Consider the following 17,524-nt stretch of genomic DNA (forward strand, 5'->3'; position numbering starts at 1 on the left):
GTTAAAGGAGACAGAATTGATGAAAGATGAGAAATCGTGGTACCGACTTGATAATGCAGGAAAGCTATATTCATCCATAATATCTTCCAGAGCAACCACCTTGTTCAGGGTGTCCGTCACGCTTACCAAGCCGATCGAGCCGCAACTTCTCCAGGAAGCGCTTGAAGCAACACTGGAGCGATTTCCTTTTTATAAGGTTCAATTAAAGCAGGGCTTCTTTTGGTACTATTTTGAAGGAACGAACCAGACTCCAAAGGTGGAAGAGGAAATTTACTATCCATGTATGAGCCTCTCCATTAAGAGGCGAGGTTCCTTCCCATATCGGATATTATATTTCAATAAGCGAATTGCCGTGGAATTATCACACAGTATTACGGATGGTACAGGAGCGCTTAAGTTTTTGCACGTACTTATGGCCAATTACCTTCATTTGAAGGAATCAGTGCCACTGAAACGGGAAAGTATAAACGAGGAACAGCTGCATTCCGAAACAGAGAATGCGTTTCGAAAATATTATGAAAAAGATATTCCGGCCCCGATATCGCCTGTTGGAAAGTCCTTTAAGCTTCCAATCCAGCTCGACAAAAAAGGGCATTATCATATTGTGACAGGGATCATAAATGTGGAGGCTTTAAAGAAAAAAGCAAAAGCATATGATGTATCGATCACGATATTTCTGACTGCTGTTTATATTGATAGTCTGTTAAAGATTCAGGAAAGAATATCACGACGTAAAAAGCCAATCGTAATAAATGTTCCGGTTAATATGCGTTCTTTTTTTGAAAGCGAAACGATGCGGAACTTTTTTGTCAGCATAACACCTTCCATTGATGCAAGGCTTGGCGAATATGAATTTGAGGAAATCATCACAGAGCTGAAAATTGAATTCAGCCGTTTGCTCACTCCGAAAAAGTTAAAGCAGTATATTAAGCGAAGTGTAATCAGCGAAAATTCTTTCGTGCTGCGGTTAATGCCATCACCCGTAAAAGATATCGTCGCCCCGTCAATCTATTCTTTTTTTGGTGAAGGCCAATATACAAGTGGGTTATCCAACCTGGGAATCGTGCAGCTGCCCAGTGAACTGGAGGAGCATGTCGAAAGAATTGAGTGTTACCCACCACCGAGCATCGGGAATAAAGTAAAGGCGATGATGGTTAGCTTTCAACAAAATGTTTATCTCTCTTTTGGCAATTTGTCCAAAGACCGACTGCTGGAGCGGGAATTCTTTCGGAATCTGCGTAAGCTGGGAATGGAAGTCACGATAGAAACAAACGATGAGGGGGATTGAGATGGCATATTGTCCAAAGTGCGGCATTAAAGTTGAAAAAGATAATCGACCTTGCCCATTATGCAATTTTCACATCCCGAAAGTGAATGATACCGAGGACGAAACGGTCAGGAAATTTCCTAAGGCAGCTAATCCATATCCTGCACATTTGAGAAGAGTGCTGAATCGGATTTTCGTATTTGTGACATTATTGGTTTTCGTGGCTGTCAGCATCATGTTTTACGTAGACTATGAACTGAACGGCACGTTTACATGGTCAAGATACAGTAATATAAGTATACTTGCCGGCTGGGGTGTTTTATACTTTTCCTTCGGTTATGTTCAAAGCTATTATAAAGTGATTATTGGTATTGGAATGATATGCTTAGTCCTGTTATTTGGATTGGACAATTTTAATGGCAGACTTGAATGGTTCTTTCCGTTAGCATTTCCTATTGTTGTCGGGACATCTGTCATAGGTGTAGCATACTGGAGCGTCATAAGAGCCTTGTCTGTAAGAGGTTTTAACGTCCTCGGATTTTTCTTTATCGCAGTCGTAATCCTATCGATGTGGATAAACTTTTTTATCACCAGGTATCAAGGCGAAACAAATCTTTCAAATTGGCTAATTGTCACAGCACTGCAACTGTTGCCTGTAGTATTGATTATGATTTATGTTAAGTATGGGATGCCTGAAAAGGTGAAGCAGAAGATTGCGAGGAAGTTTCATTTGTGAGGAAGGCACTATGTGGTTGGAGTTTTGGGTATTGAGGGCGAACAGTGGAATACACTGCTCGCTCTCTCTCTGTTTAAATTGCGTGATTATTTGCCAGTGACTAGAGCGAGTAACAGCATACATCAAGTGATATTCATCTCGAAACAAGCGGCAGCCCCTAAACGCAACCTCCCAAATCGATCGCCTCCCAACAACTGCCCCTGTCATCTCCGTTCAAACCTCACTCCCCACAGCCTCAAACACAAGTCCAGCAAAAAAACATCATCCGGGTTATCCAGTGACCGGTCCGTCAGTTTTTCAATTTTTCTCAATCGGTACAGTAGCGATTGACGGTGCAGTGATAGAGTTCGGGCTGTCTGGCTTACATTTTTCTGATGGTGTATATAGGTTGCGAGGGTGTGCAACAGGTCAAGTCCTTTATTTTTGTCATAGGCTGCAATGTTTCCAATGGTAGAATGCATGATTTCGCTAGCGGACGGGTTGTTCATCAGTGCGCTCAGCAGTTGGTAGATTCCTGTGTTGGCATAGGTGAATCGTTGTCCTGGGCCTTTATGGGTCCTGCCAATCTCGAGTGCTGTCCTTGCATTTTGATAGCTTAGGTGGAACGTGAATTTTCCTGCCTGATTTTCTCCAATCCCCAAGGAAAATGCGGGAATCTTGCCTTTTTCAACAGACAGATCAATTTTATCCAGAAAAAGGTGTGCGTCCTCGCTAGCCTTTTCTTCTGTACATTCAATAAAAACGATAACGAAATTGCGATGAAAGGTGTATATCATCTTTTTCTTAAGTGACTTGGCTGCAGACTCGAGAATAGTTGATACGCTTTTTTTGAACGTATTTTCGATTTTACCGATGGAATCGCTGTTTGGGATTTGATAAAATTCCATAAGATTTTCAGGGTAACCAACGATACATACATAAGGTAACTCAACCTCGTAATTTAATTTTTCCCCCTGTTTAATAAAATCCTCCTTGCCATCGGTGGACCAGTCTCCATTCAATAGAATTTGCATGAATTCTTCTTTTTCCTTCTCTTCTCTGTTTATTTTTGTTTCTTGTTGCAGAATCCAGAGGGAAAGAATCGTAACGGCCTGTTTGAGAATCAGCCATGGAATTGGAGTGGCGTTCGGCGATTTCGATTCCAGCAGAAGCCGATATGATTCATGTGCTGGCATATGGATCGGGACGATTTGCGTAAAGCCGTGATTCTTGGAATGAATGATGTATGGCTCTTTCTGATGGTATGTGGTTAGTAGTGTATCTGAGTCATTTAATGTAGGGTCAATCCATGTGTTTTTGTCATCATTTTCTACAGTGACAGTCATTTTAAGATTCTTTGATAAATAGGAAAGCGCGTCGTTGAGGGATTTATTTTCCATATATAATCGGAGAAGCTTGCGTTGAATAATATCTGCCTTTGCCTGAGAGTTCTGTTCCCATTGGTTAATCTGTTCCAACGTGATCTTAATAATATCTCCAAACCGCAGCTCCCAGGGAAGTTCAATCAAAGGGAAGTTCTCGTTCTGACAAAAGCTGATAATTTGCTCGGGGATATCCAGCACATGCCTCCCTGTGGAAATGGCCATGGCCGCTGCACCGGCAGAGAAGACAGCCTCGACATATGAAAGAAAAAGGTCAGGATTGTTTCCGCATCCGATGGCTGTTGTTAAGACAAGCTCATTGTGATAAACAAAATCCTCGACAGGCATCTCCATTACGGTAACCGATTCAATTGGCTGGGAGGAAATGATCGTTTCAGCAGCCAATAGATTGGCAGAATTCAATAATGGATTCGTTAATAAATCCTTCACGGTATATTGCAATGTATGACCTCCTTTTCTGAATATGTATATGTTGACTATCGGCTTCTCTTGCTTTTAAGTGAGAGTATTGTTGTCATGCTTCATAAAAATCCTCAAAGGTTAGTTGCAGAGGCGCTTTTCCTAAACTTCCCCAACCTGTAAACCTCTCCAATCCACAATACCTTTGTTATGTATTCTGGCATATATCTATGTGGAATTCCACAAAAATCATTAAAATTAAAATAATAAAAACTGTCTAATAAACTTCATACAAAATGGTGAATAGTAATAGCAGACGATAAGTTATAAGATTATTATAATAATTCAATTAAATTTAATGGGGTTATTTTAATTACAAAGGGGTTGATTTGTGAAATGACTGCTTTTGAACTTACAGAGTATAAGGAACGCATTCGGAAGACAAAAGAAAAGATGACTGTAAATGAGCTGGATGTATTGCTTATCACCGACCCGGCGAACATGAATTATTTAACCGGCTTTGATGGGTGGTCATTTTACGTACATCAGCTTCTAATGATTCTTCCAGATGAAGAGGAGCCATTCTGGATTGGCCGTGAGCTGGACTTGAATGGAGCGAAGGCAACTACCTGGCTTAGTGAGACGCATATCATCGGTTACCCAGATATTTATGTTCATTCCAGGGAAAACCATCCCATGGATTTTGTCTGCCGGATTTTAAGGGAAATAGGTCAGGCAGGAAGCAGGATAGGAATTGAAATGGATACGTATTATTTTACGGCAAAATGTTTGACGCAATTACAGGCGGGACTTCCGCAGGCTGTGTTCATGGATGCGACGAATCTCGTGAATGATGTACGAATGATTAAATCGGATCAAGAAATCGAATATATGAAAAATGCGGCAAAAATCGTTGAGAAGGCAATGCAAACAGGGATTGATGCCATTGAAGTCGGTGTAAGGGAGTGTGATGTGGTTGCGAAGATCATGCATGCACAAATAAGCGGGACTGTTGAATTTGGCGGGGATTATCCTGCAATCATGCCACTTCTGCCATCCGGCAAAAAAACAGGAGCCCCGCATCTTACCTGGACAGATGCCCCCTATAAATCCGGTGTCCCAGTCACTTTGGAATTGGCTGGTTGCTATAAGCGCTATCATTCGCCGCTTTCCCGTACCGTCTATCTTGGAGAAGCTAATCCTAAAGTGACCTACCTGGCAGATGCTGTCATTGAAGGATTAAATGCAACAATCGATGGGATCAAACCGGGAATGACCGGGGAAGAGGTTGAGGCAGTCTGGAGCAAGTCAATTGCGAAAAGTGGTTTTATCAAAAATACGCGCATCGGCTATTCGATGGGTCTCAATTATCCGCCAGACTGGGGAGAGCATACTGCAAGCCTGCGACCGGGTGATCAAACAGTCCTGCAGCCAAATATGACGTTTCACGTTATACCGGGAATTTGGCTTGAGGAGTATGGCGTGGAACTCAGTGAATCGATAAGGGTAACGGAAAACGGATGTGAAACTTTTGCCGATTTTCCAAGAAAGCTGTTTGTCAAACCTTCACAACAGGTCTTTAAGATTGGTGGCTTACATGAGAATACTTGATAAAAGGGAAGGGAGCCATCCTGAGATGCTGATGGGTAATTTACAGGTAAAAAAGGGCTTTGGAATGAATGCCGGTTTCTAGGTCAAGGAGATGGTGGTTACAGCATTCAGATGCTGGCAGCTGATTGGTAAAAGGAAAATATAAATAAATGGGAGGCTGGTAACATGAGTAAAGAACATGGCAGGATTGGAACAAAATCAGTTTGGGCAGGGGAAGAGGATGTACTCGTTCATGGAGCTTCACAGGTTCCGGTCATTGTGAGTGTGGCATATAACTATGACGATATGGATGAATGGTATGATGTGGCGGTTGGCAAGAAACAGGGTCATATTTACGGAAGGAACACAAATCCGACGGTTCAGGCTTTTGAGGAAAAGGTGCGGATTCTCGAAGGTGCAGAAGCATCGACCAGTTTTTCCACAGGAATGGCGGCAATCAGCAATACGCTTTATACCTTTCTGAGGCCAGGCGACAGGGTTGTTTCCATTAAAGACACGTATGGTGGCACAAATAAGATTTTCACGGAATTTTTACCGAAAATGGATGTCGAAGTTACCCTTTGTGATACGGGGAACCATGAGAATATGGAAGCGGAGGTCGAGAAAGGCTGTAAAATTCTGTATTTGGAAACACCGACAAACCCTACCGTAAAGATTACCGATATCGAGCGGATGGCGAGAAAAGGAAAAGAGGCAGGTGCGCTTGTCATTGTAGATAATACATTTGCGACGCCAATAAATCAAAATCCGCTTGATCTCGGTGCTGACCTTGTGCTGCATAGCGCGACGAAATTTTTGGGAGGCCATGCGGATGCATTGGGTGGAGTCATTTGCGGATCGAAGGAATTAATTGAGCCGATCTATCATTACCGGGAAATCAATGGAGCTACGATGGACCCGTGGGCAGCCTACTTGCTGCTGAGAGGAATGAAGACGTTGAAGCTGCGGGTGGAGCAGCAGGAAAAGAATGCAATGGCGATCGCTGAATTTCTGCTTCAACAGGATGTGGTGGAAGATGTCTATTATCCAGGACTGAAGACACATGTCAATCATGATATTGCCTTGAAGCAGATGAGGGGGTTTGGCGGAATGCTCAGCTTTTCCCTTAAAGGTGGTATGGATGCTGTGAGAATCCTCCTTCCCAATTTAGTCTATGCCAATCGAGCTGCAAATTTGGGTGCCGTGGAAACAACATATGGACCTGCCAGAACAACAAGCCATATAGAATGTACACCGGAAGAAAGGGCGAAAATGGGAATTCCAGAAGGACTGGTGCGCCTTTCTGCCGGGATTGAAGATACAGAAGATTTAATTCGAGACCTGCAACAAGCATTCGCTACTTTATAGGTGCCTGTCACTTCCCGGTTTTTGTCATATTTTGTCGAGAGATGTGAGGAAGATGCTCGGCCAAAAGTGGTTTAGTTATAGAAAAATCCGAACTGTGATTCTGAATTCTTTAGTTAGAATTCGAATTAGTTCGGATTTTTTTCTTTTTTAAGCCTGCTAATCTTGCAATCACATGTTTTAGAAATGGTATTTTTAGTTATGGACCAGCCACTTATTTTCAATATACATAGTATATTTCTTAACTTCTCACCGTTCACTGCCACTTCATCAGATTCTATGATATTCTTATGCTAAACAGGAATATGAAAAATTCCGATAACGATGTCTTTAATCAACTTGATGCTGTTTGAATTAATTAACCACACAGTGGAACGCGGAAAAACACAACCCGCCTATAAACACATTATAAAGGATGGCGAATGATGGGAAACACGATTGAACAAAAAGTTAATGATACATTTCATTATCTGCATAATCATGCAGAGATCAGCTGGGAAGAGGTGGAGACGACTAAATATATTAAGAATCAACTAGAAAAAAGCGGCTGTAATGTTACAGTTTTTGAGGATTGTACAGGGGTCATTGGGGAGTTTGGGAATTTTGACAAAGGCCTTCCGGTTGTAGGGATACGTGCGGATATGGATGCATTGTGGCAGGAAGTCAACGGCAAATTTCAGGCGAATCACTCCTGTGGTCATGATGCACATATGGCGATGGTTTTAGGTGTGTTGTGGAAACTGGTGCAAACACCGGAAATAGCTGATCAGGTAGCGGTAAAATTTATTTTTCAGCCTGCTGAGGAAAATGGAACTGGCGCACTGAAAATGGTGGAGAAGAAGGTTATAGACAATGTCGATTATCTATTTGGTATTCACCTTAGACCTTCACAGGAAACTAAAATGGGACAGGCGACACCAGTAATCGTCCATGGTGCCACGAAAATGTACAGTGCAGACATTAAGGGAGAGGATGCTCATGGGGCGAGACCTCATCTTAATCATAATGCCATTGAAATTGGTGCACAGATTGTCAATATGATCAGCCAGATTCACTTGGATCCAAGGATTCCCCATTCTGTTAAAATGACTAAGTTCCAGGCTGGTGGAAAAAATACAAACATCATACCGGGAAACGCATCTTTCTCACTTGATCTCCGGGCACAAAATAATAAATTGATAGACCAATTGGAAAAGAAAGTGAACAGTATATTTGAATCGATTCGGAATTTATACGATGTAGATATCGAAATAACCTCTGTTGGCGGAATAGCTGCTGCTGAAACAAATGAAGAAGCAATTTCGATTATGAGTCAATCCATCAAAGAGACAATCGGTGAGGAGAATCTTACCCCGCCACTTGTTACACCTGGTGGCGATGATTTCCACTTTTATACGATAGAAAAACCATCCCTGAAAGCTACCATGTTAGGGTTGGGCTGTGATCTTCAGCCTGGACTGCATCATCCTCACATGACATTCAATGAGAAGGCATTGATGAATGGCGTGGAAATTTTGCACAGAGCGGTGCTGAATACGTATAACATTCAATAGGATTTTGAACTTCCGCAGTGGTTGCTGCGGAAGTTAGAGTTTTTTAGCAAGTAAGAAAGGGAGTATAAACTTTCTTGCTTGCATAAGTGCAACTAAGGCATTCGCCGAAAGGCTTGGCGCATGCCAAGTTTTCTAACGAAATAGCATCTCAGGAAAATGGATGTATGCAGCTATTGTTTTGGATATTACAATATCTTTCATGATAAGATAATTTGTAAACAGGAAAATTCATAGGAGTGGGGTGTAACGAATGAACATAGCTACAATTGGAACAGGAAGTATTGTTGAACTATTCCTTTCCGCCGTAGATGAAGTGGATGGGGAGCAGTGTGTGGCAGTTTATTCCCGCAGAGAGGAGTCTGCTGAAAGATTGGCAGATAAATTTGATATCTCTGCTATTTATACAGATTTGCATGCGTTAATGGAAAATACGGCGATTGATTTTGTGTATATTGCATCGCCGAACAGTATCCATTTTGAGCAGGCATATATGGCACTTCAACATGGCAAAAACGTTATTTGTGAAAAGCCATTTACATCAACCCTTCGAGAAGCGGAACAGTTAGCTGGGCTGGCGAGAGAAAAACAGCTGATGATTTTTGAAGCCATTTCAACGATACATATGCCAAATTATAAATTAATCAGCAAACATCTCGACAGTCTTGGTCCAATTAAGCTGGTTCAATGCAATTACAGCCAGTTTTCAAGCCGTTACGAAAAGTTGAAGAACGGTGAAATGCCGAATGTGTTCCACCCTAAATTTTCAGGTGGCGCTTTAGCGGATATCAACATTTATAATCTGCATTTTGTCATGAACCTCTTTGGCGGGCCGGAATCGGTAAGTTATACAGCGAATAAGCATGCGAATGGAATTGATACATCGGGCGTCGCTGTAATGAAATATCCGGATTTTATTGCCGAGTGTGTTGGCGCGAAGGATACGCAAAGTATGAACTTTGCAATGATCCAAGGGGAAAAAGGGTATCTGAATGTTTTAAACGGTGCGAATGGCTGTCAGGAAGTGATGATAACGATTGGCGATAGGGAAATAAGGATGAATGCCCAGACGAAAACAAACCGCCTATACTATGAAGTCGCAGAATTCCAGAAGATTTTTCAAGCGGGAGATTTTGAACGTTGTTATGAGCTGCTGGATTATACGCTGTCTGTTGTGGGTGTATTGGAAGAAGCAAGAAAAGACGGTGGGATAGTTTTTGAAGCGGATTGAATGGTGCAGGGTTACATAAAAGGAAATTTGCGTGATTCCAAAATAGATGTTTATTTCAACTTTCGAAAATTTAATTGCTGGAAGGAGTGGAATGATGGAGATTTTTGGTTACACAATTGATTTTGGGGAGATAGTTGGCGCTATTTTACCGGTGATTGGGCAAATAATTCTGCTGCTTATTCTATATGCGATCGTTGTTCCGATTGGCAAAAAACTTATAGAAAGAGCCTTGAACAAAGCATCCATTAGGCAGAAAACATCGCCTGGACGGATGAAAACACTTGAAAAATTGCTTGTTAACCTATTTTCATATGTAATGATTTTTATTTTAATTGTCATGTTATTAACGACACTCGGAATTGAAATAGGACCGATCATTGCTGGTGCCGGGGTAGCTGGGCTTGCAATTGCCTTTGGTGCACAGGGCCTCGTCAGTGATGTTGTAACAGGATTTTTTGTGCTGCTGGAGCGGCAAATTGAGGTCGATGATTATGTAACAACTGCAGGCTATGATGGAATCGTAGAGGAAATCGGTCTGCGCACCACTAAAATTCGCAGCTTTGATGGTACATTAAATTATGTGCCGAACCGTTACATTGAAGGGGTGGCGAATCACTCGAGAGGGAATATGCGAGCCCTCGTTGATATTGGCATTAGTTATGATACGGATATTGACCAGGCCATCAAGGTTCTGGAAACGATTTGCTCGGAGTTCCAGTTGGATGAACGTTTTAAAGATGGCCCAAATGCAATCGGCGTCCAAAGCTTTGGTGCCTCCGATGTTGTTCTCCGTGTGGTCGGCCAGACAGAGAATGGACTGCAATGGGAATGTGAGCGTGACATGAAAAAACGAATCAAAGAAGTATTTGATCAACAAAACATCGAAATCCCATATCCACATCAGGTGCTCATACAGAAATAACGGTGCCTGTCACTTCCCGGAATTTGTAGAATATTGTCGAATGAAGTAGTCCTTATTTTTATGGGGCTACTTTTTGTTTTGTTGGGGCCTACCTCACATACTGGAAATAGTTATCTGCCTCTAATAAATAGTCATTAATCCCTAGCCCACATTACCAATTTTTCCTGTAAAATAAACATCGGTGTTTATAAATATTACAACAAGAGGGGCTATTAATCATGAATGGAACAGCACACGCTGCAATAGGTGCAGCAGCAGGATTTATTGTTGCAAACAATGTTGCTTCAACGCCTGTTGATACATTCCTTCTAGTTGGATTGGGAGCGGTATCGGGATTGATGCCTGATCTTGATGTCGATGGCAAACTGCGCAATAGAATAACCTTTTCCCACAGGGTAATCCAGTCTGTTGCCCAAATAATCGGGCTATTGATGATTATTTATAGTATTTATGAAGGAAGGGCAGCGGATTGTTTTTCAGGTATAGGAATAGGTGTCGGAATGCTGGTATTATCCTCATACCTTAAGCAGAGGCATATGCTGTTGATTACAGGTATTGGAGTGATCGGGGGCGGTATTTCCCTGCAGGAAGTCTGGCTGATACTGCTCGGAGTATACATTCTGATCGCATCCTATGTTTCACATCGAACCTACACACACTCGGTATTGGGAGTTGTTTTTCTCGGAGCCATTGCTTATCAACTGGAAATATCCATTCAAGCTGACGGTGTTTTCTACACTTGCCTGGCTGGATACATAAGTCACCTGATTGCAGACAGCAAATTTCTCCCGGTCAACAAACGTGGAGTAAAATTGTTCTTACCTTTCTCTTCAGCGGAATTTTAGATGCCTGTCACTCCCCGAAATATGTCGAATTATGTCAAAAAGGATTTCCCGGAATCATACTTCCGATGGGAAATCCTTTTTTCATAGTATATATTTTATCAAGTTATATACGTTCAATAAAATAATCATCATTAGTGTTGAGTTAAATACCAGTTCTATTCGTACATTCGCCAGTTTGTTTACGAGTTTGCTACCGATAAAACCTCCGATTATGCCACCGACAATCATATAACCGATCATTGATAGATCATAATCGCCAAATCCTTCCGTTACAGCAATTAGTGCAAGAGCGGATAGCTGTGAGAAGAAAATGATGAATGTGGAGTTTACGACAGCATTTTTTGCATTCATGGAAAAAAGCAAATACAGGACAGCTACATTGAGTGGTCCACCGCCTATACCAAGGAAGGAGGAAAGCATCCCTAGGATGATGCCTACCGACAGAATAATTCCTTTACTGTACAGCTGGTAAGACTTCAGCAATCCTTTGTATCTCACATACAGGAAAATGATGGCTAATATGATGGCCAATAGCCCGGATTGCAGCATACCGATCATACTCGCCGAATTGACTTGATTAAGCAGAAAATTAAATAAACCTTTTCCTAAAAATCCTCCCAAAATAGATCCAAACGCAATAAGCAGTCCAATCTTTTTATCAACATTGGCATCCATATGTCTAACTTGGATAAGTGATACAGTAGCCATTGCCAGAACAGTAGCAGCTGACAATACGCCAATTGTCGCCAAATCATAATGACCGAACAGATCGAGTACAGGTTTTATAATAATTCCGCCACCCAATCCAGCCATTGCACCAAGCAATGAAGCTGACAGACCGATTAAAAAATACAAAATAAAAATCCAAATCATCTCCGCCCATAAGAAAATGGAGCTATCATATAATAGAATCACGTTTTCCAGAATAAATGAAAATATACCCTACAGAACTTCCATTTACCAATCCTAAATCAGGGAGCTATAAACGAAAGTATATTTATTATTGAATCATATTCCATGTGAAATTGGAAGCAGGTGGGTGCAAACCATAAGAGATACAGAGAAGACCACATGCTGCTTACAGCGATTGAAATGGACAAACGAAGTATATGCCTATGACAGTACACCTTCAAAAGTTGCCGGATATTACTCCTGATGAAAAGTTTTCATTAGAAAACTTGTTTGTCGCTAAGTCTTTTGGTGAAAGCCTTATCCGAACTTATTCAGATAGTTGCAGGAAACAGGCATTTATTAGCAGTAATGCAATTAATAAGTATAACTATTGTTAAGGTGGATTTTTTTACACTCTGACTAATGGCGGACGAACTGTTCATGATCGCCATGCAGGTTTCCGTCTGCCAAGAAAAGGAATCAGGGACACTATATCCCGGATTCCCCATGTTTGGAACATTTATTATCACTACCAACTGTAATTAAACATATCGACTCTATTTTCCGTACACAGAATCCACGATTGTACGTTTAAATGTATGCCCATCGTTTGTAATGCCTTCAATATCCACTGTTATATTATAAACGGTATTTGCTTTATCCAATTTCAATTGCTGGGAAAGATTTGATTTCCCTTTTACGGTCCATTTCTTTTCATTATTCGGTTTCGCTGATTCAGTTAAGTGATAGGTTGCACTTAAAGAGTCTTCAATAAGATGCTTCGTATCGATATTTAGTTGGTATAGATCGTCCTGCATCGTGAAATTCTTTATCAGTTCTGCCTGCATATACGGTTCTTTTTTCAAATCAGCAACCAATAAGTATGCATTGTCATCTGTATTGGTGCGCAATTCCAATTGCCATTCACCGGCTTCAGGATTTTCAATCGTAAGTGCGGAGCTGACAGCATCTTTGAAAATACCTTCTTCCAAATGAATCTGCTGTACATTCGTTTTCGCATTTTTTCCGGAGGGATTCGTTACTTTTAACTTGGATAGCTGTTTAGCGGTCAACAGATTAATCGTAAGTTTTTCAACATCCTCCTCCACATTTACAGTGATCACATCTTTCTTCGCCAATGGTGCCCCATGAACCCACTGGTTTGCCTTCGGTGGAAATGATTCGCTCTCACTGGTTTGAGTCGAAAAATCACTTGCAGGTGGCAATTGATCCCCTTCCAAATAGTCCTGAAAAGTTGGAAAAGTTATTCCAGTGCGAATGGTAGCGTGATTCCACTCTCTGATTGCCAATTCATATCCACCTGGAAGATTGCTGCTTCTGGCCGTGACAACCCCGTCGTTAGGTCCATAGCTTGATAGGTACATGCCGCCAAACCAGTTGGAGGAAAAAACTGCTCCCCAATCTGTTCCGCCGAGCGTAAAGTAGTCGTTCACATATGCATTGGGATTCGTGTCTGTCTCCGAGCGGAAGTTTTCCATATATGCCATTTGCATGGAATAGGTGCCCTCGCCCTGCATTCCGATTAAATCTGCAAGCCACCCTGCATCGGAGCTATAAGCAAGATCTGCCAGCTGGGAACCATGGTGTGGGCTCGATAAAGTGATGACATTGTCCACATAATCTGATGCTCCATAGTAAGTCAAGGCTGCCTGCGAATCGACCCCGCCTTTGCTGTAGGCAACAATGGTAATGTCTTTTCCACCAAAGTGATTTGAAATTTCTGTGATTTTTTCAGCCAGCAGTCTCCCATTATTCCACATGTCAGCCGACTCTCCACCAGCATCGTACAGCTGAACAAATGCCGTCTGATAACCTGCATGGTAGGCGGTCTGATACATATCATTGTCTTCCCAAAATATTTGAGCGACATTGTTTAATCCTGGAACGAACAACAATACGGGGGCATCGGGTTGTAAATCAGCAGGTGTTGCACCAAGATACCAAGTGCCAGGCGTTTCCTCATTGCCATTCCCGCCTTTTCCCATTATGGAGAATGATGCGGGGGAATCTATTCTGACGGGGTCGGTGACGGTTTTTGTGCTGGCGGAAACCTGTGATACCGGATAAATTCCAACGGTGATTAGTGCGGAAAGACAAAGCATAAAACCACTCCTTAAGCTTTTCATTTTTTCCTCTCCCTTAGAGTTTTTATAGGACATCATAAATGATGGGATTTTGAAAAAGCTGTGATTATAAGATGCTATTTTTAGAGGTTTAAATAAAATTAGGTGATATAGATAGGGGACCTTGGTGTAACCTTGGTGTATTTTCTACTATTATAGTTTATTAGAGTGTTAATTATACAGATGCTAATATTACTATTTTTATAAGAAAGTAGTATAACTTCATACTTGCAGTGGTGCAACTGAGGCATTCTCTGAGGAATTATATTCAGAGAAGAGTTCTCTTATACGGAAAAAATGTATGCTCCCTTTCCTATTTCGGAAAAGGAATATCCAATAACGGATGGTAAGCTCCGCTATAGATTTATTTATTCCAGTAATGACTGACCAATACACACTTCGACAATAACCGACAAAAACCGGGAAGTGACAGGCACTTTTTTCGTGGTTGAAATAAAACCGTCCAGCTAGTATAGTAAAAATATATTCCTCAGAAGTAGGTGAAATGATCATGGGAAGAAATTCTCGTAAGTTGGATATTTTGGATGCAGCTTCAAAGATAGTGAATGAACGTGGTATTTTTAATTTGACTTTGGATGCTGTTGCAGCTGAAGCCGGGTTTAGTAAAGGTGGTCTTCTCTATCATTACCCGTCTAAAGAAGCACTTGTTAGAGGAATGGTGGAGCATTTGGCTGAAAATTATCAGGAAAAGGTTCAAGCAGATATGGATAAAGATCCGGAACAAATAGGTAAATGGATCCGTGCCTATGTTAATGTCACTTTTAATCAAACCGATGAGAATAAGAATAAAAATGCAGTATTACTTGCCGCAAAAGCAGTGGGTCCCGAGTTGCTTGATCCGATCAGGGAAGTGTATGAAAGTTGGAAAGATCAAGCGGAGAAGGATGGAATTGATCCGATGAAAGCAACGATTATACAGCTGGCAGCAGATGGAATTTGGTTATCTGAGCTATTTGACATCAATCGGATGGAGGATAGTAAAAAAGAAGAAGTCTTTCAAGCGCTCATCAAATGGGCAAAAGAATAGCCAAACAGTTAACAATATAAATATCTATCGTGCGTGAACTGTCCTAAATTGTTCATTTACGATGGATTTTTTTATTTGCAATTTTCCTTTCCTGCTTCCAATTCCGGAAATTTTCAATTTAATTTAAATTTCGCCGAAGCCTTTTAGCATGTACATTGTAAGCGCCTAAAAATAGGTTTGAAACACTGAATCGCCTTGAAACGAATCAGGTATGATGTTATAGTTTCAAATGTATTTATAAACCGTCTGGATGGTAAAGTAAAAAATATTGGAAAAGGACACGGAGGTTTTACGATGAAAAAAGTTCTACTTACAGCTGCAGTTACTGGAGCTGGTGATACTTCACATAAAAGCAGCTATGTTCCTGTAACACCAAAGGAAATTGCTGATTCGGCCATTGCTTCGGCAAAAGCAGGTGCGACCGTAGCACATATTCATGCACGAGATCCGAAAACTGGCGGAATCAGTCACGATGTAGCGCATTATCGTGAGATTGTTGATCGTATTCGTGAGTCTGAAACGGATGTTGTCATCAACATTACAGCTGGTGGTGGCGGTGACTTTATCCCAAGCCTGGACACACCTGCAATGGGAGGCACCGGCACATTCATACAGACACCGGAGGAGCGGCATCGTCCAGTTGGGGAATTGCTTCCTGAAATGTGTACATTGGATTGCGGCAGCATTAATTTTGGCAACATTATTTATATGAGTCCGACTGATTGGTTGGAACAGCAAGCAAAATTAATTCAGCAAAGCGGTGTGAAACCGGAAATGGAATGTTTTGATACGGGTCATTTAAGCTATGCGAAACATTTGGTGGATCAAGGATTAGTCGATGGAGACCCAATGTTCCAGTTTTGCCTTGGGATTCCATGGGGAGCTGAAGCAGATGTGGAAACAATGCTTTATATGAAAAACCGTCTGCCTGAAAATGCAACATGGTCAGCATTTGGGATTGGACGCATGCAGCTTCCTATTGCACTACAGACTGCACTTCTTGGTGGAAATGTTCGCGTTGGACTTGAAGATAATCTTTATTTGGAAAAAGGTGTACTTGCACGTAATGAACAGCTTGTAGATAAGACTGTGAATATGCTTGGACAAAATGGTATTGAAATAATGACACCGGCAGAGGCACGTGAACAATATGGATTGCGGAAGATAAAATAGGAGGATTTTTTGATGAATAAGGAAATAATAAATATTGCCATTGTCGGTACAGGTGTGATCGGCAACGGATGGATAGCACGTTTTATAGCAAAAGGATATAAAGTAACTGCATTTGATCTTGCAGAGGGTGCAGAAGAACGTACGCGAGCAATGATCAATCGCGTTTGGCCTTCTTTGAAGGAGCTTGGGATAAGTGAAAATGCTTCCCTGGACAACTTAACTTTTGCAGAAACCCTGGAAGAGGCTGTTGTTGATGCTGATTATGTTCAGGAAAATGTACCGGAACGCGAAGACCTGAAAAAGAGCGTGCTTCAGTCAATCGATGCAAGCACTCGCTCATCCGTTATTATCGGCTCCAGTACTTCCGGAATTATGCCAAGCACACTGCAGGACGGACTGCAACATCCGAACCGACTGATTGTTGCACATCCATTTAATCCTGTTTATATCCTCCCATTGGTTGAGATTGTAGGAGGAGACAAAACGAGCAAAGAAACGATTGAAATAGCAGAAGCTCTGTTCACGGATATTGCAATGAAACCATTGATTGTCAATAAAGAAATCGAGGGGCATATAGCAGACCGCCTGATGGAAGCACTATGGCGCGAAGCACTTCACTTGGTTAATGATGGTATCGCGACAACAGAGGAAGTCGATAAGGCAATCATTTACGGTGCTGGTCTTCGCTGGGCACAAATGGGACCGTTCATGACATTCCATCTTGCTGGTGGAGATGCAGGAATGCGTCATATGCTGGAGCAATTCGGCCCGGCATTGAAACTGCCATGGACGAAGCTTGTGGCGCCGGAATTAACAGATGACCTGAAGGACAAAGTTATTACTGGTTGCGAAAGCAGTGCAGGTAATATGTCTATTTCCCAACTTGAAGAAATGCGAAACGAATTTTTAGTAAAACAATTGGAATTAGTAGCAGATTACTGGCCAGTGTTTAATAAGAAAGAAGAATCGATAGGGGGCTAA

General features: G+C 41.6%; 14 protein-coding genes. 11 read left to right on the forward strand and 3 right to left on the reverse strand.

Annotation, left to right across the window (positions count from 1 at the left end; all coding sequences use genetic code 11):
* Positions 1 to 19: 19 nt before the first annotated feature.
* Together A4245_RS04205 and A4245_RS04210 are read left to right on the forward strand one after the other, a co-directional pair.
* Entirely contained in the window at positions 20 to 1,288 is a 1,269-nt protein-coding gene (locus A4245_RS04205; RefSeq protein ID WP_067725980.1) for an alcohol acetyltransferase, read from the forward strand.
* Position 1,289: 1 nt separating this feature from the next.
* Positions 1,290 to 2,003, forward strand: a complete 714-nt coding sequence (locus A4245_RS04210; RefSeq protein WP_067725982.1) for a DUF6320 domain-containing protein — start codon at positions 1,290 to 1,292, stop codon at positions 2,001 to 2,003.
* Positions 2,004 to 2,206: 203 nt separating this feature from the next.
* Here the strand turns inward: A4245_RS04210 and A4245_RS04215 are convergent, their stop codons facing one another.
* Positions 2,207 to 3,826, reverse strand: a complete 1,620-nt coding sequence (locus A4245_RS04215; RefSeq protein ID WP_067725984.1) for a PucR family transcriptional regulator — start codon at positions 3,824 to 3,826, stop codon at positions 2,207 to 2,209.
* Positions 3,827 to 4,180: 354 nt separating this feature from the next.
* Between A4245_RS04215 and A4245_RS04220 the strand changes: the two genes are divergently transcribed.
* The 6 genes from A4245_RS04220 (at position 4,181) to A4245_RS04245 (ending at position 11,287) form a co-directional block, all read left to right on the forward strand.
* Positions 4,181 to 5,395 (forward strand): M24 family metallopeptidase, encoded by a 1,215-nt coding sequence (locus tag A4245_RS04220; RefSeq protein WP_067725987.1) that lies wholly within the window; start codon positions 4,181 to 4,183, stop codon positions 5,393 to 5,395.
* Positions 5,396 to 5,560: 165 nt separating this feature from the next.
* Complete coding sequence (locus tag A4245_RS04225) at positions 5,561 to 6,742, forward strand: cystathionine gamma-synthase family protein (RefSeq protein WP_067725988.1); 1,182 nt, start codon at positions 5,561 to 5,563, stop codon at positions 6,740 to 6,742.
* Between the two features lie 422 nt (positions 6,743 to 7,164).
* A complete protein-coding gene (locus tag A4245_RS04230) occupies positions 7,165 to 8,292 on the forward strand; it encodes a M20 peptidase aminoacylase family protein (RefSeq protein ID WP_067725990.1) in 1,128 nt (375 codons plus the stop codon).
* A 250-nt stretch (positions 8,293 to 8,542) separates the two neighbouring features.
* Positions 8,543 to 9,520 (forward strand): Gfo/Idh/MocA family protein, encoded by a 978-nt coding sequence (locus A4245_RS04235; RefSeq protein ID WP_067725993.1) that lies wholly within the window; start codon positions 8,543 to 8,545, stop codon positions 9,518 to 9,520.
* A gap of 94 nt (positions 9,521 to 9,614) precedes the next feature.
* Positions 9,615 to 10,442 carry a mechanosensitive ion channel family protein gene (locus A4245_RS04240; RefSeq protein ID WP_067725994.1) on the forward strand — a complete coding sequence of 276 codons (828 nt, stop codon included), beginning with the start codon at positions 9,615 to 9,617 and terminating at the stop codon, positions 10,440 to 10,442.
* A 218-nt stretch (positions 10,443 to 10,660) separates the two neighbouring features.
* A complete protein-coding gene (locus A4245_RS04245; protein WP_067725997.1) occupies positions 10,661 to 11,287 on the forward strand; it encodes a metal-dependent hydrolase in 627 nt (208 codons plus the stop codon).
* Between the two features lie 81 nt (positions 11,288 to 11,368).
* Here A4245_RS04245 and A4245_RS04250 read toward each other — a convergent pair whose 3' ends face one another.
* The gene (locus tag A4245_RS04250; RefSeq protein WP_234402344.1) at positions 11,369 to 12,142 is read right to left on the reverse strand and encodes a sulfite exporter TauE/SafE family protein; all 774 of its coding nucleotides are present in this window, start codon (positions 12,140 to 12,142) and stop codon (positions 11,369 to 11,371) included.
* A 593-nt stretch (positions 12,143 to 12,735) separates the two neighbouring features.
* Positions 12,736 to 14,325 carry an esterase/lipase family protein gene (locus A4245_RS04255; protein ID WP_157087654.1) on the reverse strand — a complete coding sequence of 530 codons (1,590 nt, stop codon included), beginning with the start codon at positions 14,323 to 14,325 and terminating at the stop codon, positions 12,736 to 12,738.
* Positions 14,326 to 14,833: 508 nt separating this feature from the next.
* Between A4245_RS04255 and A4245_RS04260 the strand changes: the two genes are divergently transcribed.
* The 3 genes from A4245_RS04260 (at position 14,834) to A4245_RS04270 (ending at position 17,524) form a co-directional block, all read left to right on the forward strand.
* Positions 14,834 to 15,370, forward strand: a complete 537-nt coding sequence (locus tag A4245_RS04260) for a TetR/AcrR family transcriptional regulator (protein ID WP_067725998.1) — start codon at positions 14,834 to 14,836, stop codon at positions 15,368 to 15,370.
* 294 nt (positions 15,371 to 15,664) lie between these two features.
* Positions 15,665 to 16,543: a beta-keto acid cleavage family enzyme gene (locus A4245_RS04265; protein ID WP_067726000.1), complete on the forward strand. Its 879-nt coding sequence runs from the start codon at positions 15,665 to 15,667 to the stop codon at positions 16,541 to 16,543.
* 12 nt (positions 16,544 to 16,555) lie between these two features.
* Entirely contained in the window at positions 16,556 to 17,524 is a 969-nt protein-coding gene (locus A4245_RS04270; protein ID WP_067726002.1) for a 3-hydroxyacyl-CoA dehydrogenase NAD-binding domain-containing protein, read from the forward strand.

It is taken from the genome of Oceanobacillus damuensis (assembly GCF_001618145.1).
GTDB lineage: Bacteria > Bacillota > Bacilli > Bacillales > Amphibacillaceae > Oceanobacillus > Oceanobacillus damuensis.